This is a genomic window from Micromonospora sp. C31, assembly GCF_018070575.1.
Classification (GTDB): domain Bacteria; phylum Actinomycetota; class Actinomycetes; order Mycobacteriales; family Micromonosporaceae; genus Micromonospora.
This window is the reverse complement of record NZ_JAGPXN010000022.1, coordinates 87,561-113,224: the sequence shown is the minus strand read 5'-3', so window position 1 is coordinate 113,224 and position 25,664 is coordinate 87,561. Positions and strand designations below refer to the sequence as shown.

At 75.1% G+C, this 25,664-nt stretch carries 8 protein-coding genes; all 8 read right to left on the bottom strand.

Annotated elements, in window-relative coordinates:
- On the bottom strand, nt 1–8,939 hold an 8,939-nt coding region (locus KBX06_RS24220; RefSeq protein ID WP_210838967.1), incomplete at its 3' end, for a type I polyketide synthase.
- Nucleotides 8,940–9,049: 110 nt separating this feature from the next.
- Entirely contained in the window at nt 9,050–10,654 is a 1,605-nt protein-coding gene (locus KBX06_RS24215) for a glycoside hydrolase family 1 protein (RefSeq protein ID WP_210838965.1), read from the bottom strand.
- Between the two features lie 119 nt (nt 10,655–10,773).
- On the bottom strand, nt 10,774–11,970 hold the full coding sequence (locus KBX06_RS24210; RefSeq protein WP_210838963.1) for a macrolide family glycosyltransferase: 1,197 nt from the start codon (nt 11,968–11,970) through the stop codon (nt 10,774–10,776).
- A 98-nt stretch (nt 11,971–12,068) separates the two neighbouring features.
- Complete coding sequence (locus tag KBX06_RS24205; RefSeq protein ID WP_210838961.1) at nt 12,069–12,611, bottom strand: DinB family protein; 543 nt, start codon at nt 12,609–12,611, stop codon at nt 12,069–12,071.
- Nucleotides 12,608–13,195, bottom strand: a complete 588-nt coding sequence (locus tag KBX06_RS24200) for a hypothetical protein (protein WP_210838959.1) — start codon at nt 13,193–13,195, stop codon at nt 12,608–12,610. Before KBX06_RS24200 ends, KBX06_RS24205 begins: the two co-directional genes overlap by 4 nt.
- A 9-nt stretch (nt 13,196–13,204) precedes the next feature.
- The gene (locus KBX06_RS28560; protein ID WP_210838957.1) at nt 13,205–14,512 is read right to left on the bottom strand and encodes a cytochrome P450; all 1,308 of its coding nucleotides are present in this window, start codon (nt 14,510–14,512) and stop codon (nt 13,205–13,207) included.
- 14 nt (nt 14,513–14,526) lie between these two features.
- Nucleotides 14,527–15,408, bottom strand: a complete 882-nt coding sequence (locus tag KBX06_RS24190) for an alpha/beta fold hydrolase (RefSeq protein ID WP_210838955.1) — start codon at nt 15,406–15,408, stop codon at nt 14,527–14,529.
- Between the two features lie 30 nt (nt 15,409–15,438).
- Nucleotides 15,439–25,662 (bottom strand): non-ribosomal peptide synthetase/type I polyketide synthase, encoded by a 10,224-nt coding sequence (locus tag KBX06_RS24185; protein WP_210838954.1) that lies wholly within the window; start codon nt 25,660–25,662, stop codon nt 15,439–15,441.
- Nucleotides 25,663–25,664 lie beyond the last annotated feature (2 nt).

Here is a 25,664-nt window from a genome sequence, read left to right as displayed (position 1 = left end):
TCCGGGCCGACGGTGACCTGGACGCGGACCGGCCCGGTCAACACCAACGGCTCGACCAGAGTCAACTCCTCGACCCCACCCGCACCCACCTGCTCCCCAGCAGCCAACGCCACATCCAACAACCCCGTACCCGGCACCACAACCACATCGAAAACCCGATGATCACCCAACCAACCATCCACCCGCGGACAAATCCGCCCCGTGAACAACTCCCCCTCACCCGACGCCAACCCCGTCCCCGCCACCAACCACGCATGCGAACCCGCCCGCAACCCAAACGCCCCCACATCCCCACCCCGCCGCGACGACGACACCCAGAACCGCTCCCGCGTAAACACATACGACGGCAAATCCACCCACCCACCATCACCCACCACCGGCCCCCACCCCACCGGATGACCCGCCACAAACAACTGCGCCACATTCCGCACCACCTCCTCCACACCACCACGCCCCCGCGCCAAAGACCCCACCACAACCCCACCCCGCGAACCCACCACATCCGCCATCGACAACCCCAACACCGGATGCGGCGACACCTCCACAAACACCGAAAACCCGTCATCCAACAACGCCGACAACGCCCGATCAAACCGCACCGTCTCCCGCAAATTCCGACACCAGTACCCGCCATCCAACAACGCCCCATCAACCACCCCACCCGTCACCGACGAATAGAACGGCACCACCGAAGAAACCGCCCCCACCGAAGCCAACTCACGCCCCAACCCCGGCAACAACCCATCCATCTGCACACTGTGCGACGCATAATCCACCGCCACCCGACGACAAAACACCCCCTCCCCCTCCACCACACCCACAAACACATCCACATCCCCCGCCGGCCCCGACACCACCGTCGACGACGCCGTATTCACCGCCGCCACCCCCACCCCACCGCACAACCGCTCCCGCACCCACTCCACCGGCGCCTCCACCAACGCCATCCCCCCACCCGACACCGCCCGCACCGCCCGAGACCGCGCCGCCACCACCCGACACCCATCCGCCAACGACAACGCCCCCGACACCACCGCCGCAACCACCTCACCCTGCGAATGCCCCACCACCGCACCCGGCCGCACCCCCAACGACCCCCACACCGCAACCAGACCCAGCCCCATCACAAACAACACCGGCTGCACCACATCCACCCGGTCCAACACCCCCGAAACCAACACCTCCCGCACCGAAAACCCACACAACTCCGCAAACAACGGCTCACACTCATCCACCACCCCCGCAAACACCGCAGACGACCCCAACAACCCCGCACCCATCCCCACCCACTGCCCACCCTGACCCGGAAACACGAACACCACACCGCCCTGGTCGCGGGCGGTACCGGTGATCAGGTCGGTGCGGGCGTCGCCGTCGGCGAGGGCGCGCAGGCCGTCGACAGCGGTCGCCTGGTCGGCGGCGAGGAGCGCGGCCCGGTTGCGGAACGGGGTCCGGGCAGCGGCGGTCCGGGCCACCGCCGCCAGGTCGGCGTCCGGGTGCGCCGCCAACCACTCCGCCCACCGACCGGCGAGCGCACGCAGGGCGGTCTCGTCCTTCGCGCTGACGACCAGGGGCAGGGTGTCGCCGAGCGGGGGCCGGTCCGCCCCGGCGGGGGCGGCCGGCTCGGGAGCCTCCTCCACGACGACGTGGGCGTTGGTGCCGGAGAGCCCGAACGACGAGACGCCGGCCCGGCGGACCCGCCCGCCACGACGCCACGGGGTCTCCGCGTCGACCACCCGCACCGGGAGGTCGTCCCAGTCCAGGGCGGGGTTGCGTGGGGTGCTGCGCAGGGTCGCCGGGAGGGTCTGGTGACGCAGCGAGGCGAGCACCTTGCACACTCCGGCGATGCCGGCGGCCGATTCGAGGTGCCCGATGACGCTCTTGGCGGTGCCGAGAAGCAGCGGCCGGTCGGCGGGGCGACCACGGCCGTACACCTCGGCGAGAGCCTGGACCTCGATCGGGTCGCCGAGGACGGTACCGGTGCCGTGGCACTCGACGTGGTCCACGTCGGCCGGGTCGAGGGCGGCGGCGGCGAGGGCGGCACGGACCACCCGCTGCTGCGCGGTGCCGTTCGGGGCGGTGATGCCGCTGCTGGCCCCGTCGTGGTTGACGGCACTGCCCCGCAACAGGCCCAGCACCGGGTGACCCTGGCGGGTCGCGTCGGACAGGCGCATCAGCACCAGCACGCCGACACCCTCGCCCCGGCCGTACCCGTCGGCGTCGGCCGAGAAGGTCTTGCTGCGGCCGTCGGGGGCGAGCGCGCGGGACCGGTTGAGGGCGGTGAAGGCGTACGGGTCGGCGAGCACCTGGACGCCGGCGGCGAGCGCGGTGTCGCACTCGCCGGCACGCAGCGACTCCACGGCGAGATGGACGGCGACCAGCGACGACGAGCAGGCGGTGTCGACCGAGAGGGCCGGACCCTGCAACCCGAGGTGGTACGCGATCCGGCCGGCGGCGAAGCTGGGCAGCGTGCCGGTGAGCACGTACGTGTCGCGCTCCCGGTCGGCCCGGTGGGTGCCGTACTCGCCGGGGCCGGCCCCCACGAAGACCCCGGTGGTGGAGTCGCGCAGCCGGTCGGGGCGGATCCGGGCGTGCTCCAGCGCCTCCCAGGTGACCTCGAGCAGCAGCCGGTGCTGCGGGTCCATCGGCTCGGCCTCCCGAGGGCTGATGCCGAAGAAGGCGGCATCGAAGCCGGCGACGTCGTCGAGGAGCGCGGCGTGCCGCACCACGGGCCGGCCGGTCGCCTCGACCTCGGGGTCGCGCAGCAGTTCCGGGTCGAAGCGGTCGGCCGGCACCTCGACCAGGGTGTCCCGTCCCTCGGCGAGGACGGCCCACAGGGTGTCCAGGTCGTACGCTCCGCCGGGCATCCGCAGGCCGACGCCGACCACGGCCACCGGGTCCTCGGCCGGGCCGGTCCGGACGGTCGCCTCGCCGCCGGTGGGGGCGGCCGGGTCGGGACGGAGCCGTTCGGCTGCCCAGGCGGCGACGGCGGTGATGTCCGGACGGTCGAAGGTCAGGGTGTTCGGGGCGGACAGCCCGGTCCGGGCGGCCACCCGGCGGGCCAGCTCGACGCCCATCATCGAATCGAGGCCGAGGTCGCGGAAGCCACGCCGGTGGTCGAGACCGCTCGGGTCGGCCACCCCGAGCACTGCCGCCGCCTCGACGGCCACCAGGTCGCGCAGCCGGCGCAGCCGGTCGTCGGCGCCGAGGGCGGCCAGTTCGGCGCGGAGCCGGCCGGTGGTGTCGTCGCCGTCCGGGGCCCGGGACGGGGTCGCCTCGGGAAGGTCGGCGAGGAGTCGACGCGGTCGGGTCGGGGCGTACGCGGTGGCGGCGGTGGGCCAGTCGATCCGGGCGACGACCAGCGGGGCGTCGGCGGTGAGCGCGACGTCGAGGCCGGGGAGCGCGTCCTCGACCGGCATCGGCACCAGCCCGAGGGCGCGCAGGTGTGCGCCGACCCGCCCGTCGGCCATCCCACCGGAGGCCCACGGGCCCCAGGCGACAGTGGTCGCGGGCAGGCCGGCGGCGCGGCGGGCCTCGCCGAGCGCGTCCACCGCGGCGTTGGCGGCGGCGTACCCGGCCTGACCGGTGTTGCCGAGCACGCCGATCACCGAGGAGAAGAGGACGAAGGCGTCCAGGTCGAGGCCGGCCGTGGCGGCGTGCAGGTTCAGCGCGCCGCCGAGCTTGACGGCGACGGCGGCGAGCGGGCCGGTGGGGTCGAGGTCGCGGACCAGCCTGTCGTCCACCACTCCGGCGGTGTGCACGACGGCGCGCAGCGGCTCCGGGTCGGCGGCGAGGGCCGCGACGAGCGCGGTCACCTGCGCCGCGTCGGTGACGTCGCAGCGGGCCAGGGTGACCCGGGTGCCGGCGGCGGCCAGTTCGTCGCGGAGCGCGGCGGCGTCGGCGGCGTCCGGTCCTCGTCGGGAGGCGAGGACGAGGTGCGCCGCGCCGCGGGCGGCGAGCAGCCGGGCCAGGTGGCCGGCGAGCGCACCGCTGCCCCCGGTGATCAGGACGGTGCCCCGCGGACGCCAGGCGGTGACCGCGGCCGGTGCGGTGGCCCGGTGCAGCCGGCGGCCCAGTCGGGTGCCGCGCCGCAGCGCCACGTGCTCCTCGTCGGCGGCCGTGAGGGTGGCCACGAGCGCGGCGTCGGCCGGAACGTCGCGCGGCAGGTCGATCAGGCCGCCCCAGCGGTCGGGGTGTTCGAGGGCGAGGACGTGCCCGAGGCCCCAGAGCGCGGCCTGCGCCGGGTCGGGGGCGGTGTCGTCGCTCGCGCAGCGGACCGCGCCCCGGGTGACGATCCAGAGCGGCGCGGTGACGTCGTGGCCGGTCAGGGCGTGGATCAGGGCGAGGGTCTCCCGGGTGGCGACGAGCCTGGCCGGATCCTGGTCGGGGCCGGCCACGGCGACCACGCCGCGCAGCGTCCCGGCGGATCCGCCGGCCAGCACGGTGGCGAGACCGGGACGGCCGGTGTGCCCGTCCGGCACGGCGACGTGGACGGTCGCGCCGGCCTCGGCCAGGGCGGCGGTCACGTCGGCCGGATCGGCGTCGCCGAGCGCGACGACCAGCCAGTCACCGGCCGCGTCCGGGGTGCCCACGGGTGCCGGCGACGGCCGCCAGACCTGGCGGTAGCAGAGCTCCGCGACGGTGTCCAGGGCCGCTCGGCGGCTCCGCCAGGCGGCCAGGTACGGCAGGAGCTCACCCATGGTGCGGGGAGCGTCGCCGGGAAGGTCGAGCAGGGCGGTGACCCGCTCGGCGGAGCCGGCGGCCACGGCCGCCCAGAGTTCCTCCTCCCCCGCGACCGTCGGGCGGCGCACCCGGGCCGGATCGGCGTCCAGCCAGTAGCGGGTGCGCTGGAAGGCGTACCCGGGCAGGTCGGTGGGGGCGGCCCCGGGCAGCACGGCGGGCCAGTCCACGCCGACCCCCGCGGTGTGCAGGGCGCCGAGGGTGGCGGTCACGGTACGGGCCTCGTCCCGGTCGGCACGCAGGCTCGGCAGGAGGACGGCGGTCTCGGCGTCGGTCGGGTCGAGGCAGGTCGCGGCGGAGGCGGAGAGGACGGCGGCCGGGCCGACCTCCAGGTACACCCGGGCTCCGGCGTCGGCGAGCCCTCGGACCGCGTCGTGGAAGCGCACGGTGTCGCGGACCTGCCGCACCCAGTACGCGGGGTCGCGCGGCCCCTCGCCGTCGGCGAGGTCGGCGTCGTAGCGCTGGCCGGTGACCGAGCTGACCAGCGCGACGGTCGGGGCGGCGAACCGGCAGCCGGCCACCACCTCGGCGTACGCGTCGAGCATGGTGTCCAGGTGCGCGCTGTGGAAGGCGTGCGACACGGTGAGCCGACGGGTGCGCCGGCCCTGCTCGGCGAAGCCGGCGGCGAGCGCGGTGACCGCGTCGGCGTCCCCGCTGAGCACGCACTGGGTGGGGCCGTTGACGGCGGCGAGGGCGGCCCGGTCGGTGCCGGCCAGGGCGGCGACGACCTCCTCCTCGGTCGCCTCGACGGAGACCATCGCGCCGTCGGCGCGGCAGCCCTGCATGAGCCGGCCCCGGGCGGCGACCAGCCGGGCGGCGTCGGGCAGGTCGAGGATCCCGGCGACGTGCGCGGCGACGATCTCGCCGACGGAGTGCCCGGCGACGGCGACCGGGCGCACCCCCCACGACTCCCAGAGCCGGTACAGCGCCACTTCGAGGGCGAAGAGCGCCGGTTGGGCGAGTTCGGTGCGGTGCACCGCCTCGTCGTCGCCGAGGACCACCGCGGCGAGCGGGGTGGTCAGGTGCGCGTCGAGCGCGGCGCAGACCTCGTCGAAGGCGGCCCGGAAGACCGGGTACGTGGCATGCAGGGCACGCCCCATGCCGGGGCGCTGGCTGCCCTGCCCCGTGAAGAGGAACGCCGGGCGCGGGGCGAGCGGCCGGCCGATGGTCGCGTCCGGCGGGGTCCGTCCGGCGGCGACCTCGCGCAGCGCGGCGATCGCCTCGGCGGTGTCGGCGGCCACCACGGCGGCCCGGTGCTCCAGGTCGCCGCGCCGGGTCGCCGAGGTGTACGCGACGTGCGGCAGCTCGTGGTCGGGGCGGTCGGCGAGGTGCGCGGCGAGCCGGTCGGCGTTGGCGGCGAGAGCGGCCGGGGTGTGCCCGGTGACGACCAGGGCGACCGGCTGGTCGACGGTCGGGGCGGCGCCGGCCAGGGCGTCCCAGTGGACCGCGTGCCCGGCCCGCCAGAGCGCCCCGGCCAGCTCCTCGAGCGCCCACCGGGCGGGACGGTCGCGGTCGCCGGTGACGAGCACGGTCGAGCCGGTGCCGGCGAGCACGGCGGCGAGGGGGTGCCGGGCGACCGGGTGCGGGGAGACCTCGACCAGGCAGGTCGGCGCGGCGGCGGCGACCGTGCGGGCGGCTTCGGCGACCAGCATCGGGGAGGTCATGTTCCGTGCCCAGTAGCCGGCGTCCAGGTCGGTGCCGGCCACCGGCGCACCGGTCACCGTGGAGACCAACGGCACGTCGGTGTCCCGGCCGCGCCCGGCACCGAGGCGGCCGGTGAGGTCGGCCACGAGGGCGGCGAGGGCGGGGGTGTGCGCCGGGTAGTCGATGCGGACCCGGCGCACGGCGGTGCCGGCGGCGGTGAGGGCGTGCTCGGCGGCGGCGAGCGCGGCGGTCGGCCCGGCCAGGCAGACCTGCCCGTCGGTGAGGTGCGCGGCGACGGTCAGCTCGGGGGCGGAGCGGGCGACGAAGGCGCGGGCGTCGGTCGGGCCGAGGTCGACCACGACCAGTCCGCCGTCGCCGTCGGCGCGGGCGGCCACGGCGGACCAGGCGCAGATGACCTGGGCGCCCTCGGCGACGGTGAGCGCGCCGGAGACCACGGCGGCGGAGACCTCGCCGATGCTCTGCCCGAGCACGGCGTGCGGGGTGATCCCCCAGGCGCGCAGCAGCGCGGCGAGGGCGACGTGCACCGCGTACAGCACCGGCTGGACGACCTCGGTGCGGTCGAGCCGGGCGGTGGCCGGGTCGGCGAGGAGCTCGTCCACCACGGACCAGCCGGTCTGCGCGCGGACCGCCGCGTCGGCCTCGTCCAGGGTGCGCCGGAAGGCCGGTTCGGTGAGCAGGTCGCGGAGCATGCCGGGCCACTGCGCGCCGTGCCCGGAGAAGAAGAACGCCACCCGGTCGGCGGGCGGGGCGGCCGGCTCGGCGAGGGCCCGGTCCAGGGCGGCGGGGAGCTGGTCGGGGTGCTCCACCGCGACGAAGGCCCGGTGCGGGCCGGCACCGCCGGTGAGCACCGGGCCGGCGGCGCGCAGCTCGTCGGCGGTACGGGTGCGCAGCTCGTCGGCGTGGGCACGCAGCTCGTCGGCGTTGCGGCCGGCGAGGGCGACCAGCAACCGGGGCGGGGCCGGCGGCCCGGCGACGGTGACGTGGGAGTTGGTGCCGCCGAAGCCGAAGCTGCTCACCCCGGCGATCCGGGGGCGACCGGTCGGCCAGGCGGTGGGCCCGGTCACCACGCTCAGCCGGTTGGCGGCGAAGTCGATGTGCGGGTTGGGGGTGGTGAAGTGCAGCGAGGCCGGGATCTCGCCGTGGTGCAGGGCGAGCGCGGTCTTGATCACGCCGGCCACCCCGGCCGCGGGTTCCAGGTGCCCGATGTTGGTCTTGACCGAGCCGAGCAGCAGCGGCTCGTCGCGGCCCGGGGCGAAGACCTCGCCGAGCGCGTCGGCCTCGATCGGGTCACCGAGCGGGGTGCCGGTGCCGTGGGCCTCCACGTAGGCCACGTCGGCGGGGTCGACGGCGGCGTCGCGCAGCGCGGTGCGGACCACGTCGACCTGGGCGGCCGGGTTGGGTGCGGTGATGCCGTTGGACGCGCCGTCGCTGTTGACCGCGCTGCCCCGCACGACGGCGTAGATCCGGTCCCCATGGCGCAGCGCGTCCGACAGCCGGCGGACCACCACGATGCCGCAGCCCTCGCCCCGCACGTAGCCGGCGGCGTCGGCGGCGAACGCCCGGCAGCGGCCGTCGGGGCTGAGGCCGCCGAAGCGGCTCATCGCCACGCTGGTGTGCGGGTGCAGCATCAGGTTGACCCCACCGGCGAGGGCCAGGTCCGACTCGCCCCGGTGCAGGCTCTGCACGGCCAGGTGCAGGGCGGTCAGCGAGGAGCTGCACGCGGTGGCCACGGCGAGGACCGGGCCGCGCAGCCCGAGGGCGTACGCGATCCGGGCCGGGATGATCGAGTTGTCCCAGCCGACCGCCGAGTGCGAGGTGATCGCCTCCGGGTCGGCCCCGGTGGCGAGGTGGTACTCCTGGGCCATCGCGCCGAGGAAGACCCCGGTCCGCGAGCCGGCCAGTCCGCCCGGGGCGAGCCGGGCGTCCTCCAGCGCCGACCAGGCCACCTCCAGCGCGACCCGTTGCTGCGGGTCCATGTGCCGGGCCTCGGCGGGCGCGATGCGGAACAGTTCGGCGTCGAAGCCGGCCACGTCATCGAGGAACGCACCCGCCCGGGTGACGATCCGGCCGGGGGTACGGGCCTGCGGGTCGTGCCAGGCGTCGGCGTCCCACCGGTCCGCGGGAACCTCGCCGACGGCGTCGAGGCCGGCCCGCAGCGCCGCCCAGAGGGCCGTCGGGTCGTCGATCCCACCGGGGAGCCGGCAGCCGAGGCCGATGATGGCGATCGGCTCGTCGGCGGTGGCGCGCGCGTCAGCCGGTACGCCGTCCGGCGCGTCGCCGTGCCCGGCCGCGTATCCGGCGAGCGCGGCGATCGTGGGGTGCCGCCAGGCGACCGAGGTGGGCACCGGCCGGCCGAGGAGGTCCCCGAGGGACGCGAGCACCGTGGTCACCCCGGCCGAGTCGAGTCCGATTTCCCGCAGCGGACGGTCGGGACGGATCGAGGCGGGGTCGACCCCGGTCAGCCGGGCGATCGTGCGGCGCAGATGAGCGGTGACGGCACGGGGGTCGGGGGTGGAAACGGCGCTGCTGCTCATGGGCGTGTCCCCTGGTGTCGTAGGTCGGTGCGCGGCCGGGGCGGGTCGAGAAGCCCGCCGCCCGGCCGGGCACCGGTCGTGGACCGGTTCGCGGCCGGGCGGCGGTTGGGTCAGGAGGCCGGTTCGGGGCTGAGCGGGCCGTCACCCCCGTACCGCTGCCGGTCGGCGGTGGAGACGTCCCGTGCGGCGGTGATCCGCGCGTACACGTCGACCGCCTCGGTGGGGCGGCGTGCCAGCGTGGTCCGGTCGACCTCGTAGAGGCCGAAGCGCGGCGGGTAGCCGGCGAGCCACTCGAAGTTGTCCATCAACGCCCAGTGGTAGTAACCACGGACGTCCACGCCCTCGGCGCGGACCCGTTCGATCTGTTCCAGGGCCCGGACGAGGTGCTCGGCCCGGCGGGTGCCGGACCGGGTGGCGATGCCGGACTCGGTGACCACCAGCGGCAGGCCCGGGTAACGCTCGGCGGTCTCGGTGAGGATCCGGTGCAGCCCCTGCGGGCTGGCGTGGTAGCCCATGGTGGGCACCCAGTAGCTCTCGTCCTCCACCGGCAGGCAGGGGGCGTCGGAGCAGAACCCGACATCGATCACCGGGTAGGCCGGCTGGTCGGGGGTCTGCGCCGGATCGTGGACGCCCTGCCGGGCGTAGAGCTGCGGTCCGAGCCAGTCGAGGGTGCCCCGCCACTGCGGCTGCCGCTCCTCCCAGTGGCCGTCGAGGTCGGCGTCGAAGCGTCCCTTCCAGATGGCGTCGACGAACTTGAAGTCGAAGTAGTCGCGGAACCGGTCGCGGGCGGCGACGTCGCGCGGGTCGGCGCTGATCTTCCCGTCCCGCACGGGCACGTAGTCCTGCGCGCCGGTGGTGAGGCCGACAGCGGCGGCCACGCCGTCGCCGTCGGCGTCGATCCGGTCGTGCTTCTTCAGCATGCGGTACATGGCGGCGTGCGCGTCGAGGTACGACCGGAGCGCGGCGGTGAACCGGGGCAGCTTCTCCGGGTCGAGGTTGGCCTTGCCGGGCGGGCCGACCCCGAAGGCGTGCGAGAAGGTCATGTACCCCATCGGCTCGTTCACCGTGACCCACTCGTCGACCCGGTCGCCGTACCGGTCGGCCAGCAGCCGGGCGTGTTCGGCCATCTCCGCCACCACGAGCCGGCCGCCCTTCGGGTGGTCGAGGCCGCAGAGGTTGGCGTCGCCCGGCCGCTTCGCGCAGTCGACGTCGGCCGGGTCGTCGACCCAGATCGGGCTGGCGAAGTGGTGCACGGTCACCATCGGCCGGATGCCCCGCTCGAGCAGGGCGTCGATGAACCGGTCGTAGTGGGCGAGGGCGGCCTCGTCGATGACGTCGCGTCTCGGCTCGATCCGGGCCCACTCGATGCCGAACCGGTACGAGTCGACGCCGAGCTTCGCGATCAGCTCCACGTCGGCGAGGGCCCGGGTGTAGCCGCCGGCGGCGTCGCCGACGAAGGGGCTCTTGGCCAGGCCCTCCGGCTTCGGCGCGGTCCACCGGTACCAGTCGGTGTTCGGGTTGCGGTCCTCGATCTGGGTGGCCGAGCTGGAGACCCCGAACCGGAACGACCCGTTGCCGGAGCCTGCCGCGATCGACCCGATGCCGGGGAAACCGCGGGCTGCCGGGCCGTCGGGGGTGGTCTCCGACACGGGCGTGCCGGACAGGGCGAGACCCACCACCGCGAGGAGTGCGCCGGCGGTGATCAGACGTTTCACGGAGCACCTTTCTCGGGTTGGACGCCGTACGGGGCGTCGCCCACCTCGGGAGGTGGAGGACGCCCCGTACGGGGTGACGGCGAAGCTGCCGCCTGGTCTTCGGTTGTGGCGGGCGAACGTCAGGCGGCTGCGCCCCGCTGCTGCGCGAGCACCCGCTCGACGGTGTCGGCGGCGACCGCCGGGCCGTCCACCGCCCGCATGGCGGCGCTGAAGTCGGCGACGCGAGCGGTGGTCTGCTGGTCTCCGGCGACCGTGTCGACCGCCTTGGCGAGCGATTCGGCGGTCACCTCGGCCCGGTCCAGGTGCACCCCGAGGCCCAGTTCGGCGACCCGCAGCGCGTTGGCGCGCTGTTCGTTCATCTGCGGGATGACCACCATCGGGACGCCGTGGTACAGCGACTCCATGGTGGAGTTCATGCCGCCGTGGGTGACGAAGAGCGTGGCGTGGGCGAGCACGTCGAGCTGCGGGACACTGCGGTGCACCTCGACGTTCGCCGGCACCGCGCCGAGGGTGGCGGGGTCGACGTGGTCCCCGGTGACCAGCACGATCCGCCGGTCGGTGCCGCCGAGGCCCTGCACCGCCGTGACGAAGAACTCCGGCCAGCCGGTGGCGGCGGTGCCGAGCGAGACGAGCACCGTCGGGGTGTCGTCGACCGGCCGCCAGGTGCCCTGGAACGCCGACCGGTCGCCGAGGCAGGGGCCGGCGAAGGTGAACCGGTCGTCGAAGGTGTCCCCGTCGTAGTGGAACGCGCGGGGCAGGAAGACGATCGCGTTGCGCTCCGGCTGGGTGAAGAACTCCATCGGGCTCAGGTCGCCCAGTCCGACGGTCGGCAGGATCTGCTCCAACTCGCCGATCATCTCCATCATCTTCGGGTCGGTCAGCTCCGCCACCGGGAACTTCGCCTGGATGGAGAACTGCTCGTTCGCCGCGTAGGTGGGGAAGAGCCGGATCACCGGGATGTCGCGGGGGGTGGCGAAGAACCGGGCGCCCCAGGCCATGAAGTCGTGCAGGACGACGTCGGGGCGGTGCTGCTCGTAGAAGGGGGTGACCTGCTCGACCAGGGAGGTGGCCTCGCGCAGGGTGCGCAGCCCCTCCCCGGAGAGCGCCTCCTGGGTGAACGGGCTGGTGTAGTACGCGCCGAAGACCGACTCGTAGGGCACCGGTTCCGCCCCCGCCGCGGCCACGGCCGGGGCGAAGTGGTCGGTCACCGTGCAGGTCACCCGGTGGCCGCGCCGGACCAGTTCCTCGACCACGCCGAGCGTCGGGTTCAGGTGACCGTAGGCCGGAAAGTTGAAGAAGGCGATGTGGGATGCCACGGGAAGCCCTTTCTCGCGTCGGCTGTCCTAACTGGATTGTCGTCGATCATAGCAATAGCTCTCGGATAACGCCTTTGCGACACTGATGGCGAATACTTTCAAAATGGCACTCGCATGCCCAGGGTCGAGCAGAGGCTGCCGAGCTGACCACAGTGGTATCCGTCGTGCATCTGGATCAGCGAGATCGCCGAGCCGACGACCCGCAGCCGGGCCTTCCAGTCGTCGGAGAGCTGCGCGACGATCTCCGCGTCGGTGCCACGACGCAGGTCCTCCGGGGTCAGCTCGGCCACGAAGCCGCGCAGCCGCTGGTGGCTGGCGTGGTACAGCCCGTACATCTCGGCCAGGCTCGGTGCCGCCGAGAAGTCCACCTGGGAGCAGTCGTCGGCCCAGAGCTCGTAGAACTCCAACGACAGCAGCGGCTCGGTGCCGAAGTGCAGCGTGCTGACGTAGTCCTTCGAACAGGTCAGGTGACCCAGGAACCACAGCAGCGGCATGTGCCCGGCCGGGGCGCTCCGGGCGGTCGCCTCGTCGAACTGGTCGGCGAGCTCGCAGACCATCCCGTAGGTCAGGTCGAGGTCCTGGAGCAGGTGCGCGCCGAGCGGGGTGCTCGGCACCACGTCGGTCGGGGTCGTGGTCGTCACGGTTCCTCCGTCTGGGTGGTCGCGGCGGGGTCGGCGGCGATGGTGCGCACCGGGTCGGTGGAGACCGGCCGGTCCCGGCGGCGGGCGGCGAGTTCGGCGCGGACCTCGTCCCAGCCCGGCAGGGTGTGCCGGTCCGTGCGGTACCACCGGCCGCCCTCCCAGGCGTACGCGAGATGGCGGGTGCGCCGGACCGCCTCCTGGTGCTTGGGCGAGTCGAGGAAGACCTCCAGCGACTCCTCGTCGGTCCACAGCGACAGCGCTCGTGAGCTGTTCCAGCAGCGGGCCGAGATGGCGAAGGTCGCCGCCAGCAGCCCCTCGCAGCGCCAGAGCTGCTCCAACAGCACCGCGTTCAGCGCGGTGGCGATCTCCTCCACACCCGGGCGGGGCCAGCCGCCGGAGGTGGCCACCACGTACCGCTCGGGGAGCGGACCGCGCAGCCCACCGGTCTCCGGGTCGATCGCCGGGCCGGTCCAGGGCACGACGCTCTCCAGGTCGTACTCGTCGCAGGAGGCGAAGCCCTCGAGGGTGGTGGGCAGCGGCAGGCGGACGAGGTCGCCGCCGGCCGCCGGTTCGAGCGTGTGCATCGCGCCTCCTCAGCTCCGCACCCGGCGTACGGGCAGCTGCACGTACTCGGCCATGAGCAGCCGCAGGATGAGCATCTTCGAGTCGCCGGCCAGCGCCAGCTCGGGCAGGAGCGGCAGCAGCGCCCGGAACATCACCCGCAGCTCCAGCTTGGCCAGGTTCGCCCCGATGCACCGGTGCTCGCCGTACCCGCCGAAGGCGAAGTGCCGGTTCGGGCTCCGGGTGATGTCGAACCGGTACGGGTCCGGGAAGACCTCCGGGTCGCGGTTGGCCGCCGGGAACCAGGTGGCCACCGTGTCACCACGCCGGATGAGCTGTCCGCCGATCTCGGTGTCCCGCGTGGCGGTGCGGGACATCACCACCGCCACCGACGTCCAGCGCAGGATCTCGTCGACCGCCCCGTCGAGCAGGCCCGGGTCGTCGACCAGGAGGCGGAGCTGGTCCGGGTTCTCCAGCAGCACCTTGATCCCGCCGGCGATCGCGTTGCGGGTGGTGCCGTTGCCCGCCTGGAGCAGGTTGAACAGCTGGTACGAGATGTCGTGGAAGGCCAGCGGCTCGTCGTCGACACAGGCCGCGGCGAGCCGGCTGAGCATGTCGGTGCCGGTGCCGCCGCCGTCGGCCATCCGCTTGCGGACCAGCTCCGACATGTACGCGTCGAGGTCCATCATGGCCTTCAGGAAGGTGGCCATCGGGTCCGCCCCGTCGGCGTGTGCGAAGTCCTTGTGGAACGCGGCGGCGGTCGCCTGGTGCAACTTGAAGAGCTGGTCCCAGTCCTGCTCGGGGACGCCGAGCAGGTCGAAGATCGCGGCCAGCGGCAGCCGGGCGGAGAGCTGGTGGGCCACGTCGGCGGTGCCGTCACGGTCCAGCAGGGCGACGAAGTCGTCGACGTACGTCCTGGCCAGCCCGGCCAGCCGGGCCTCCTGCTCGGCCAGCGCCTTCGGCGTGAAGCACGGGTACATCACCTGGCGGAGCTGGCGGTGCATGGGGGCGTCCATGAAGCCCAGGCCCGGGGCGTGGTCGGGGCGGTGGCCGTACACCTGGCCCCGGCGCTCCCGTTCGGTCTCCCAGGACTCGACCTCGTCGGGGGTCTCGATCGCCACCCGTTCCCGGCAGGAGAAGAGCTCCGGGTTCCGGGCCACCCAGGCGACGTCCTCGTAGCGGGTCAGCGACCAGAACGGCTCGTAGCCGGGGCGCTGGTACCAGTAGACGGGCGCCTCGGCGCGCATCCGGTCCCACTCGGCCCAGGGGTAGCCCCGGTTGTCGTAGATCGCCTCGCTGGTGATGTCCAGCTCGGCCAGCGTCGGCATCGTGGTCTGCACGGTCGGCCTCTCGGTCAGTTGGGGTTCTGCGCGGTGAGGAATTCGGCGATCTCGGTGGCTGTCCGGGCCCGGCGGTCCGGGGCGGACCACCCGGCGTCGGCCAGCGTGGCGTTCGGCAGGTCGGTGGCGAGGCGCTTGGCGGCACCCGGCGGGCTGAGCCGGTCGTCACCGGGAAGGACCAGCACCGGCAGGTCCGCACCGGCCAGCCACTCGTCCGGCACGGAGAAGAACGCCCGCCCGGCCGGCCACTGGCCGTCGCGGAAGCGGACCAGTGCGGTCACGTACTTCTCCCGGCGCAGCGCCAGCACCTGACCGGCGAAGTCGGGATCCTCCGCGAGCGGACGGGCGTACGGACCGGCGGCGGGGTTGCTGGCGAAGGAGCCGTCCCGGCGGGCGGCCTCTACCACGGCGGCCATCCCCTCGGACTCCGGGTCGTCGAAGAACGCCGCCCGGGGCAGCCGCATCGCCGCGTCGAAGAGGCCGAAGAAGTCACCGAGGCTGTTGGAGTCGTCGAGACCGACCGGGGCGAGGGCGACGACCGCGCCGATCCGCTGCGGGGCGTCGTGGGCGAGCCGCCAGGCCGTCGTGGTGCTCGCGCCGGCGGCGACCACGGCGGCGGTGCCCACGCCGAGCGCGTCGAGGACGGCGAGCAGGTCGGCGGCCGCCACCTGATGGTCGTACGGGGCGAGCGGGCCCCGACTGGGCCCGGCGTGGCGCTGGTCGACGGCGATCACCCGGAACCGCTCGGCGAGCGTGGCGGTCGGGTCGACCGGGGCGTGCCGCCAGTCGCTGATCTCACCGACCGGGCCGCCGGGGGCGAGCAGCAGCACGGCCGGGCCGCGCCCCTGCTCCTGGTAGTGGATTCTGGCGCCGTCCGGGCGGTCGATGTGGGGCATCGTGTCCTCTTCTCTCGGTGCGGATACGGGTCAGCGGGTGGTCGGGAGGGCCGCGAGCAGCACTGCCGCCAGGGCGGCCGGGTTCTCCACCGGCGCGGCGTGGGTGCCCGCGACGACCTGCTCGGTGAACGCGCCGCGGGTCAGCGCCCGCCACCCCTCGGCGGTACCCGACGGCAGGAGCGGGTCGGCGTCGGCGGAGACGACGGTCACCGGGACGTCCAGGGGTGCGCGGCGACCGGCGGCGAGGGCCGCCCGGTGGTCCTCGGAGAGCACGTGGTCGTGGCGGAGCGCGATGACGTACGCCCCGAGCAGCTCCTCGTCGTCGAGGACCGCCTCGGGCACCACCCCCCGGAACGCCTCGGCCAGTTCGGCGAGGGTGGCGCTACCGAGCCGGTCGGCGGCGTCGCCGAGGGCGACCATCGCCGGCGGCAGCTCGGCGTACGGCGGCAGCGCGCAGGCGGCGACCAGGGTGACCGGGTGCTCCCCACCGGTCAGCCGGTGGGCGAGTTCCCAGGCCAGCCAGGAGCCCTGGCTGTGCCCGAGCAGGACGGTCGGCAGCCCCGGTCGCCGGGCCAGCGCGGCGGTGACCGCGTCGACGACGTCGCCGATCCGGGTGGCCGCCGGCTCGTCGGCACGGTCCTCCCGACCGGGCATCCGGACGCCGACCAGTTCCACGTCGTCGGGGAGGTGCCGGGCCAGCGGCACGTACCCGACGGTGGTGCCGCCGTTGCCGGCGACGCAGACGATCCGGGCACGGGGTGATTCGGCGGCGCGCAGCACCCGCAGCCACGGTTCGTCGTCGGCGCCGGCCGGCGCGTCCGGGGCGTCGAACCCGAGGCTGGTGAGCAGGTGTCCGGCGATGGCCCGGCAGCCGCCGGGGTGGAAGGCGACCGGCACCGGCACCGGGACCCCGGTGCGGCGGGTGAGCGCGCCGCGCAGCGCGGCGGCCATCAGCGAGTCCATGCCGGCCTGGACCAGCGGTTGCGTCTCGGGCACCCGCTCAGCGGGCAGGCCGAGGACCGGGCCGACGCAGCAACGGACCAGCTCCAGCACGGTCTCGACCCGCCGGTAGTCGTCGAGGTCGGCCAGTCGCGCGGCGAGGTCGGGTTCCGCCGGGTCCGTCGAGGTGGTGGCCGTCTCGGCCACCCGCACCTGACCCCGCCACCGGGCCAGGTGCGGCAGCAGGTCACGGAGGCTGGCGTGCAGCTCCCCGGGCAGGTCGAGCGCGGCGGCCACCCCGTCGACGGTGCCGGACTCCACAGCCGTCCAGAGGGCCCGCTCGGCGGCCGGCACCGGATGCGCCTCGGTGGGGGCCCAGTACCTGTCCCGGCGGAACGGATAGGTGGGCAGGTCGACCGGGGCGGCGCCGGCGTACCGGCGGGACCAGTCGACCGGGTGACCGGCGGCGTGCAGCCGGCCCAGGTTCACCAGCAGCTGCGCCGACCCGCCCCGGTCCCGGGCCAGCGACCCGACCACCACCGCACCGCGCTCCGCGCAGCTGTCGGCGATGGACAGGCCGAGCACCGGGTGGGGGGCGATCTCCACGAAGACGTCGTGCCCGTCGTCGAGGAGCCGGGCCAGGGCCCGGTCGAAGCGGACCGGCTGACGCAGGTTCGCCGCCCAGTAGTCGCCGTCGAGGGCGGTTCCGGTGACGACCTCACCGGTCACGGTGGAGTGGAACGGGATCACCGGGGCGGTGGGGCGGATCGCGGCGAGATCAGCCCGGATGCCGGGGAGCAGATCGTCCATCTGCGCGCTGTGCGAGGCGTAGTCGACGTTGACCCGCCGGCAAAAGACACCCCGGGCGGCGGTGGCGGCGAGAAAGGCGGCGAGCGCGTCGGCCGGCCCCGAGACCACGGTGGAGGACGGCGTGTTCACCGCCGCCACGCCCACCCCGACAGCGTCCGGGTCGACGGCCAGCCACCCGGTGACGTCCGCGACCGGGGCCTCGACCAGCGCCATCCCGCCGCCGGTGCGGCCGTGCACCGCGCGGGAGCGGGCGTGGACCACCCGGGCGGCGTCCGCCGGGGTGAGCGCGCCGGCCACCACGGCGGCGACCACCTCCCCCTGGGAGTGGCCGACCACGGCCGCCGGCTCGACCCCCTCGGACCGCCAGAGCGCCGCGAGGCCGATCCCCATGGCGCAGAGCGCCGGCTGGACCACGTCGACGCGGTCCAGGGCGGCATGGCGGCCCTCGCCGGCCAGCACCTCGCGGACGGAGAAGCCGGCCAGCGGGATGAAGGCGGCGTCGAACTCGGCCACCGCCGCGGCGAAGACCGGCGACTCGGCGAGCAGGTCGCGGCCCATCCCGACCCACTGGCCGCCCTGCCCGGGGAAGACGAAGACCGGACGGCCCAGCGGCCGGGCGGTCCCGCGGGCCAGCGCCGGGTGCTCGCTCCGCTCGGCCAGCGCGGCCAGCCCGGCCACCGCCTCGTCGACGCTGTGCGCGACCACCACCGCCCGCTCGCGCAGATGGCTCCGGCGCAGCGCGGCGGTGCCGGCCACGTCACGCAGCGGCACGTCCGGGTGCTCGCGCAGCCAGGCGACCCAGCGACCGGCGTGGGCGGCCAGGGTCACCGCGTCCCGGGCGGAGATGGGCACGGCGACGGGCGCGGCCGGCTCCTCCGGCCCGACCAGCGGTACGGCGGGGGCCTCCTCCAGCACGACGTGGGCGTTGGTGCCGCCGATACCGAAGCTGCTGACCCCGGCGCGACGCGGTCCGGTGCTCTTCCAGTCACGGGTCTCGGTGCTCACCGACAGCAGCGCCGGATCCAGCCCCAGCTCCGGGTTGGCGGTGCGGAAGTGCAGGCTGGGCACGACCGTGGCGTGGTGCACACAGAGCGCCGCCTTGATCAGCCCGGCCACCCCGGCGGTGGCGTCGGTGTGGCCGATGTTGGTCTTGACCGAACCGATCAGGCACGGCTCGTCGCGCTCGGCGGTGGCGAGCACCTCCTGCAACGCCTGGATCTCGATCGGGTCGCCGAGACGCGTGCCGGTGCCGTGCGCCTCGACGTAGCCGATGCTGCCCGCTTCGACCCCGGCGGAGGCGTACGCGGCGGCGATCACCTCGGCCTGGCCGCGTACGGCGGGCGCGGTGAAACCGACCTTGGCGGCACCGTCGTTGTTGACCGCGCTGCCCCGGACCACCGCGTAGATCCGGTCGCCGGCGGCGACCGCGTCGGAGAGGCGGCGCAGCACCACGGCCGCGACGCCGTTGCCGAAGACGGTGCCGTCGCCGTCGGCGTCGAAGGCCCGACAGCGGCCGTCGGCGGAGACCACCACCCCCTCCTGGTGCAGGTAGCCGTGGACCAGGGGGACGGTCACCGACGACCCACCGACGATCACCGCGTCCGACTCGCCCCGGATCAGGCTCTCCCGGGCCAGGTGGGTCGCGACGAGGCTGGTGGAGCAGGCGGTCTGCACGGTCAGTGCGGGGCCGCGCAGGTCCAGCTTGTGCGCGACCCGGGTGGCCAGGTAGTCGTTCTTCGACCCGACCATGCTGCGGTAGAACGAGGCCAGGTCGCTCCGGTCGTCGGCCCGGTAGCCGCCGTAGCCGGCCCCGGCGAAGACCCCGATCCGGCCGGGGAAGTCGGCCGGGGTGATGCCGGCGTCCTCCAGCGCGGTCCAGGAGGTCTCCAGGAACAGCCGGTGCTGCGGGTCCATCAGCTCCGCGTCGGCGGGTGAGCAGTCGAAGAAGGCGGCGTCGAAGCGGTCGGCGTCGGGAAGGTGTCCCTTCGCGCGGACGTACCGGGGGTCGGCGATCAGCTCGTCGGGGACCCCGGCGGCACGCAACTCGTCCTCGGTGAAGTCGGTGACGCAGTCGGCCCCCGCGACCAGGTTGGCCCAGAAGGCGGCCAGGTCGGGCGCGCCGGGCAGCCGGCAGGCCATACCGACCACCGCGACCGGCTCGTCAGCCGGATGCGTGGGCCGGGTCACCGGGCCACCGCTGCCCTCCGGTACGCCGTCGAGGTGCGCGGCGAGCGTCCGCACCGTCGGGTGGCGGAACAGCGCCGAGAGCGGGAACTCCCGGTCCAGGGCGGCGACCAGCCGCTGGTGGACGCGGAGCGCCGTCATCGAGGTGGCCCCGAGGTCGAAGAAGCCCCGGTCCGGGTCGACGGCCCGGCCGAGCACCTCGGCCCAGACGGTGGCGACGGTCGACGCGACCGAGGCGGCCGGCGACGCGACGGTGTTCGGCGCCGGGTCGACCGGGGCGGGGAGCCGGGTCAGGGCCCCCCGGTCGACCTTCTGGTTGGGGGTGTGCGGCAGCGTGTCCAGCCGCACCAGTCGGGACGGCACCATGTGCCCGGGGAGCCGGGCGGCCAGGTGCGCCAACAGGTCGGCCTCGCCGGTGTCGGCGCCCTCGACGGCGGTGCTGGCGGACCAGTAGAGGAAGAGGTCGGCGTCGGCGTCGGCGGTGGGGCGGACCACGGCGGCGCACTCGGCCACCCGGGGGTGGGCAGCGGCGACCGCGTCGATCTCGGCCAGTTCGATCCGGTGCCCCCGGAGCTTGACCTGCGTGTCGCCCCGCCCGCCGAACTCCAGGCTGCCGTCGGCGCGGTATCGGGCCAGGTCGCCGGTGCGGTACAGACGCGCGCCGGGCCGGTCGGTGAACGGGTCGTCGACGAAACGTTCGGCGGTCAGCTCGGGCCGGTTCAGGTAGCCCCGGGCCACGCCGAGGCCGCCGATGCAGAGTTCCCCCCAGCTTCCCCGGGGCACCCGCCGCCCGGCCGGGTCGAGCAGGTGCAGGCAGGTGTTGACGATCGGCTCGCCGAGCGCGACCGGGGTGTCCGCCCGGACCGTCCAGGTGGTCGACCAGACCGTGGTCTCGGTCGGACCGTACATGTTCAGCACCTCACCGGGGCAGAGGCCGACCAGCCGGCGGGCCAGGTCCGGGTCGAGGGCCTCACCCCCGACCAGCATCCGGGTGAGGCCACGCACCAGGTCCCGGCCGGCCCGGTCGGCCAGCAGCATCCGGGCCAGCGAGGGGGTGCACTGCAGGTGGGTGGGGCGGTGCTGCCGGTACGTCCCCCAGTCGGCCGCCGCCGCGGTGCCGACCACCACCCGGTAACCGCGGGTGAGGGTCCAGAGCAGCTCCAGGGTGGAGATGTCGAACGACAGACTGGTGACGGCGAGCCAGGTGTCACCCGGTCCCCCGCCGACCCGCTCGTCCATGCCGAGACAGAAGTTGGCGAACTGGGCGTGTTCGAGCTGCACGCCCTTGGGCCGGCCGGTCGAGCCGGACGTGTAGATCACGTAGGCGAGGTCGCCCGATCCGGGCCGGGCACCGCCGGGCAGCTCCGCCGGGGTGATCCCGTCGATGTCGACGGTGACCGCGTCGCCGAAGTCGCCGCCGCCCGAGTCGGTCACCACCACGGACAGCCCGCTGTCGGCCACCACGTGCTCCCGGTAAGCGGCCGGGTAGGCGGGGTCGATCGGCACGTACGCCCCACCGGCCAGCCAGACGCCGAGGACCGCCACGGCCAGCGACGCCGAGCGGGGCAGGCCGATGCCGACCATGGTCCCCGGCCCCACCCCGGCGGCCCGCAGTGCGACGGCGAGCCCGGCGGCGCGCGCCACGGTCTCCCGGTACGTCAGTTCCCGGTCCGCGTCGAGCAGGGCGGTCGCGTCGGGCGTCCGGTCGGCCTGGCGCAACACCAGGTCGAGGGCGGTCTCCGGGCCCAGGGTCGCCGGGTCGACCCGGCCCTGGCGCGCGGCGAGCCACTCGTCGTCGGTGACCGGACCGGCGGGAAGCGCGCCGACCGGCGTGCCCGGCGCGGCGACGACCGCCTCGAGGAGCCGCCCGAAGCCGGCGAGGAACCGCTCGGCCTGCGCGGCGTCGACGGCGGCACTGCGGTACTCCAGCTCACCGCGAAGCCCGTCCCCGCTGGGGGCGAGGGTCATACCGAGGTCGAACTTGGCCGCGCCCCGGACGTTGCCGGCGACGCTGCCGGTCTCCGGCAGCCGCCAGGCGTCGTCGCCGACACCGACCGTGGCCAGTTCCGCGCTGCCGTAGTTGAACACCGCCCGGAACAGCGGGTTCTCGTCGGCGGTCCGCTCCACCCGGGCCGCCTCGACGATCTCCGACAGGGGGACGTCCTGTCGGGTGAGCACCCCGGTGACCCGCTCGGCGGTCGCGGTCACCAGGTCGGTGAAAGCTGGGTCGCCGGTGAGGTCGACCCGCAGGGGAAGGGTGGTCACGAGGAAGCCGACCAGCCGTTCCACCCCGGGCAGCTGCCGGTTGGCCCACACGGTGCCGAGGGTCAGGTCCGGCTGTCCGCAGATCCGGCCGAGGAGCGCGGCGAACGCGCTGACCAGAACCGCGTACGGGGTGACCGAGCAGGCGGCGGCGAGCTCCTCGACGCCCCGGCGCAGCTGCGGCGAGAGCCGGAAGTAGCGGGTCTCGCCCTCGGGTTCGCCCGCGGCGGGGGCGGCCGGTGGCAGGGCGAGCCGGGGCGCGCCGTCGAGCTGGTCGGCGTACCAGGCGACGGGAGCGGTGAACCGGCCCTCGCGGCGGGCACGCCGCTCCCATCGGCCCACGTCGCCGAGCTGATGGGCCGGGGCGGGCAGCTCCGGCTCGCCCCCGTCACGCAGTGCCCGGTACGCGGTGTGCAGCTCGTCCAGGAGCAGGGTCAGCGACCAGCCGTCCACCACCGCGTGGTGCAGGGTGAGGCAGACGACCTGCCCGTCGGGGGTGTCGACCACCCGGCAACGCAGCAGCGACGGGCCGGCCAGGTCGAACGGGGTGGTCTCCTCGGCCCGCAGCGCCGCGACGCGGGCCGCGTCCGGGTCGGTGGCGGCGGTGAGGTCGGTGTGGGCCACCGGGACCGGGGCGGGCGGGGTGACCACCTGGACGAGGTCACCGTCGACGGCCCGGAAGCCGGTGCGCAGCGCCTCGTGCCGGGCGGCCAGCCAGGTCAGCGCCCGGCCCAGGGTGTCCCGGTCGACCGGGCGGACCGGGTGGAGCTTGACGGCGACGTGGTAGTCGGCGGCACCGGGGCGGAGCTGTTCCAGGAACCACAGTCGCGCCTGCGCGTCGGTGGCCGGGTGGCTCTGCCTCCCGGTGGCCCGCTCAAGCGCGATCGGCGCGGTGGTCACCGGCTGGCCGGCGTCGAGGTCACCGAGGGTGTCGAGCAGGTGGCCGGCGAGCGCGTCCGGGGTGGGGTGGGCGAAGGCGACGTTCGGCGGCAGCGTCACCCCGGTGAGCTGGGTGAGTCGGTTGCGCAGGTGCAGGGCCATCAGGGAGTCCAGGCCGCACTCGGCGAACCGGCGGCTGGTGGCCACCGGCTCGTCGAGGGCGAGCAGCCCGGCGGCCTCCGCGCCGATCAGGTCGGCGAGCCAGGCCCGCCGCTGCGGCGGCGCGACGGCGGCGAGCCGGCCGGTCAGGTGCTCCGGCTCGGTCGACCCGTCGTCGGCCGGGCCGGCGGCGTCGGGCTCACCGACGGTAACCTGCTGGTCGACCCAGTAGCGGCGCCGGTGGAAGGCGTACGTCGGCAGGGCCGCGACCCGGCCGGGGGCGATCGGCGGAAGCACCCGGGTCCACTGCACCGGTACGCCGTGGGCGTGCAGCCCGGCGAGCGAGCGGAGCATCTGGTCGTACCCGCCCGCGCCGCGACGCAGCGATCCGACGACCACTCCGCCGGCCGGCCCCGCGTCGGCGACCGCGCCACTGAGCACCATGCCGAGCACCGGGTGCGGGCTGACCTCGACGAAGACGTCGTGCCCGGCGGCCGAGAGGGCGGCCAGCGCCAGGTCCATCCGAACGGTGTCCCGCACGTTGCGACACCAGTACGCCGCGTCCAGCCGCGCGCCGTCGAGCGGCTCACCGGTGACGGTGGAGTAGAAGGGAACCTCGCCGGGACGCGGGCTAAGCCCGGCGAGGTCGGCGCGGAGTCCGGGCAGCAGCGGGTCGACGTGCGCGCTGTGCCCGGCGGCGTCGGACTGGATCCGTCGGCAGTAGACGTCCCGCTCGGCCATCTCGGCGACCAGCCGGTCGACGGCCTCCTCGTCGCCGGAGACCACGACCGACGTGGCGGTGTTGACCACGGCGACGGAGAGCGTGTCGCCGTACGGGGCGAGGACGGCGTCCATCTCGGCCTTCGGCAGGTCCACGAAGGCCATCCCGCCACGTCCGCTGCACTCGCGCAGCAGTCCCCGGCTGCGGGCGACCATCAGCCGGGCCCCGTCGTCGAGGCTGAGCGCCCCGGCGACCACGGCGGCGGCGACCTCGCCCTGGCTGCTGCCGACCACCGCGTCCGGGGTGACGCCGAGGGCCCGCCACTGCGCGGCGAGCCCGATCATCATGGTGAAGAGCGCCGGCTGCACCACGTCGATCCGGTCGAAGGGGATGTCGGCGGCCCCGGGCGCCTCGGCCAGCAGGTCCCGCACCGACCAGCCGGTCCACGGGCGCAGCGCCCGGTCGCACTCGTCGACGGCGCGGGCGAAGACCGGGGAACCGGTGAGCAGCGCCCGGCCCATCGACCGCCACTGCGCGCCCTGGCCGGGAAAGACGAAGACGGTCCGGCCCCGGTCGCGGGCGGTGCCGGTGACCACGGCCGGGTCGGTACCGCCGGCGGCGACGGCCCGCAGGCCCCGGACGAGCTCTTCCTTGTCGGCGCCGACCACGGCGGCCCGGTGGGTGAAGTGGCTGCGCCGCAGCGCGGCGGTGGCGGCGACCTCGGTCAGCGGCGGCAGGTCCGCCCGGTCGAGCCAGTCGGCCCAGGCGGCGGCCTGGTTGCGCAGGCCGCCGGGGTCGGCCCCGGAGACCAGCAGCGGCACCGCGGTCGCCGCGACCTCGCCGCCGGCGGGCGCACAGGCGGCGATCGGGGCGGGTTCCCGAGCGGCGGTCTCGCCCGGGGTGACCGGATCCGCCCCGACGGTGGGCACCGGTGGGGCCTCCTCGATCACCACGTGGGCGTTGGTGCCGCTGATGCCGAAGGACGAGACACCGGCCCGGCGGATCCGCTCCCCGGCCGGCCAGGGCACCGCCTCGGTGGCCAGGGCGAGGCCGCTGGTCGCCCAGTCGACGTGCCGGGTCGGCTCGTCGACGTGCAGGGTGCGCGGCAGCAGCTCGTGCTGGAGAGCGAGAACGATCTTCAGCACACCGGCGACACCCGCCGCCGCCTGGGTGTGGCCGATGTTGGACTTGGCCGAGCCGAGCACGACCGGGCGGTCCGGGTCCCGGCCCTCGGCGAAGACCTCGGCGAGCGCGCCCGCCTCGATCGGGTCGCCGAGCCGGGTGCCGGTGCCGTGCGCCTCGATCGCGTCGATGTCGGCCGGGGTGAGCCCGCTGGCGGCGAGGGCGTCGCGGACGACCCGCTGCTGGGCCGGGCCGTTCGGGGCGGTGAGCCCCTGGCTGCGCCCGTCCTGGTTGACCGCGCTGCCCCGGATCACCGCGAGCACCCGGTCGCCGTCGGCGTGGGCGACGGAGAGCCGCTTGAGCACGAGCATCCCGGCACCCTCGGCCCAGCCGCCGCCGTCGGCCGCTGCGGAGAACGCCTTGCAGCGTCCGTCCGGTGCCATCGCGCGCAACCGGCTGGACTCGACGAACATCGCCGGGGAGACCATCACGGTCACCCCGCCGGCCAGCGCGAGGTCGCACTCGCCGGCCCGCAGGGCCGCCACCGCCAGGTGGAGACTGACCAGCGACGCCGAGCAGGCGGTGTCCACGGTCATCGCCGGTCCGCGCAGGCCCAGCAGGTAGGCGACCCGGCCGGAGATGACGCTGCCCTGGGTGCCGGTGCCCTGGTAGCCGTCGAAGCCGGCCAGGGGGCCCTGGTCGTAGTCCGACCGCATGGCGCCCACGTAGACGCCGGTGCGGCTGCCGACCAGGGAGTCCGCCGGGATGCCGGCCCGTTCCAACGCCTCCCAGGCGGTCTCCAGGACGAGCCGCTGCTGCGGCTCCATGGCCCGGGCCTCCCGGCCGGAGATGCCGAAGAAGCCCGGGTCGAACTGGTCGAGGTCGTCGAGGAAGCCGCCCTCCCGGGCATAGGACTTGCCGGCCGCACCCGGGTCCGGGTCGTGCAGCTCCAGCCCGTCCCACCGCGCCGGGAGCGGGCCGACCGCGTCCCCGCCGGTGGCCAGCAGCCGCCAGTACTCCTCCGGGGTACGCACCCCACCGGGGAACCGGCAGGCCATGGCGACGATGGCGATCGGCTCGGTGCGCTCGCGCACCAGCTCGGCGTTGCGGCGCTGCAACGTCTGCACGGCGGCCATGGCCCGGCGGAGCCGGTCCTCCTGCGCGTTCGTCTGGGGCATGG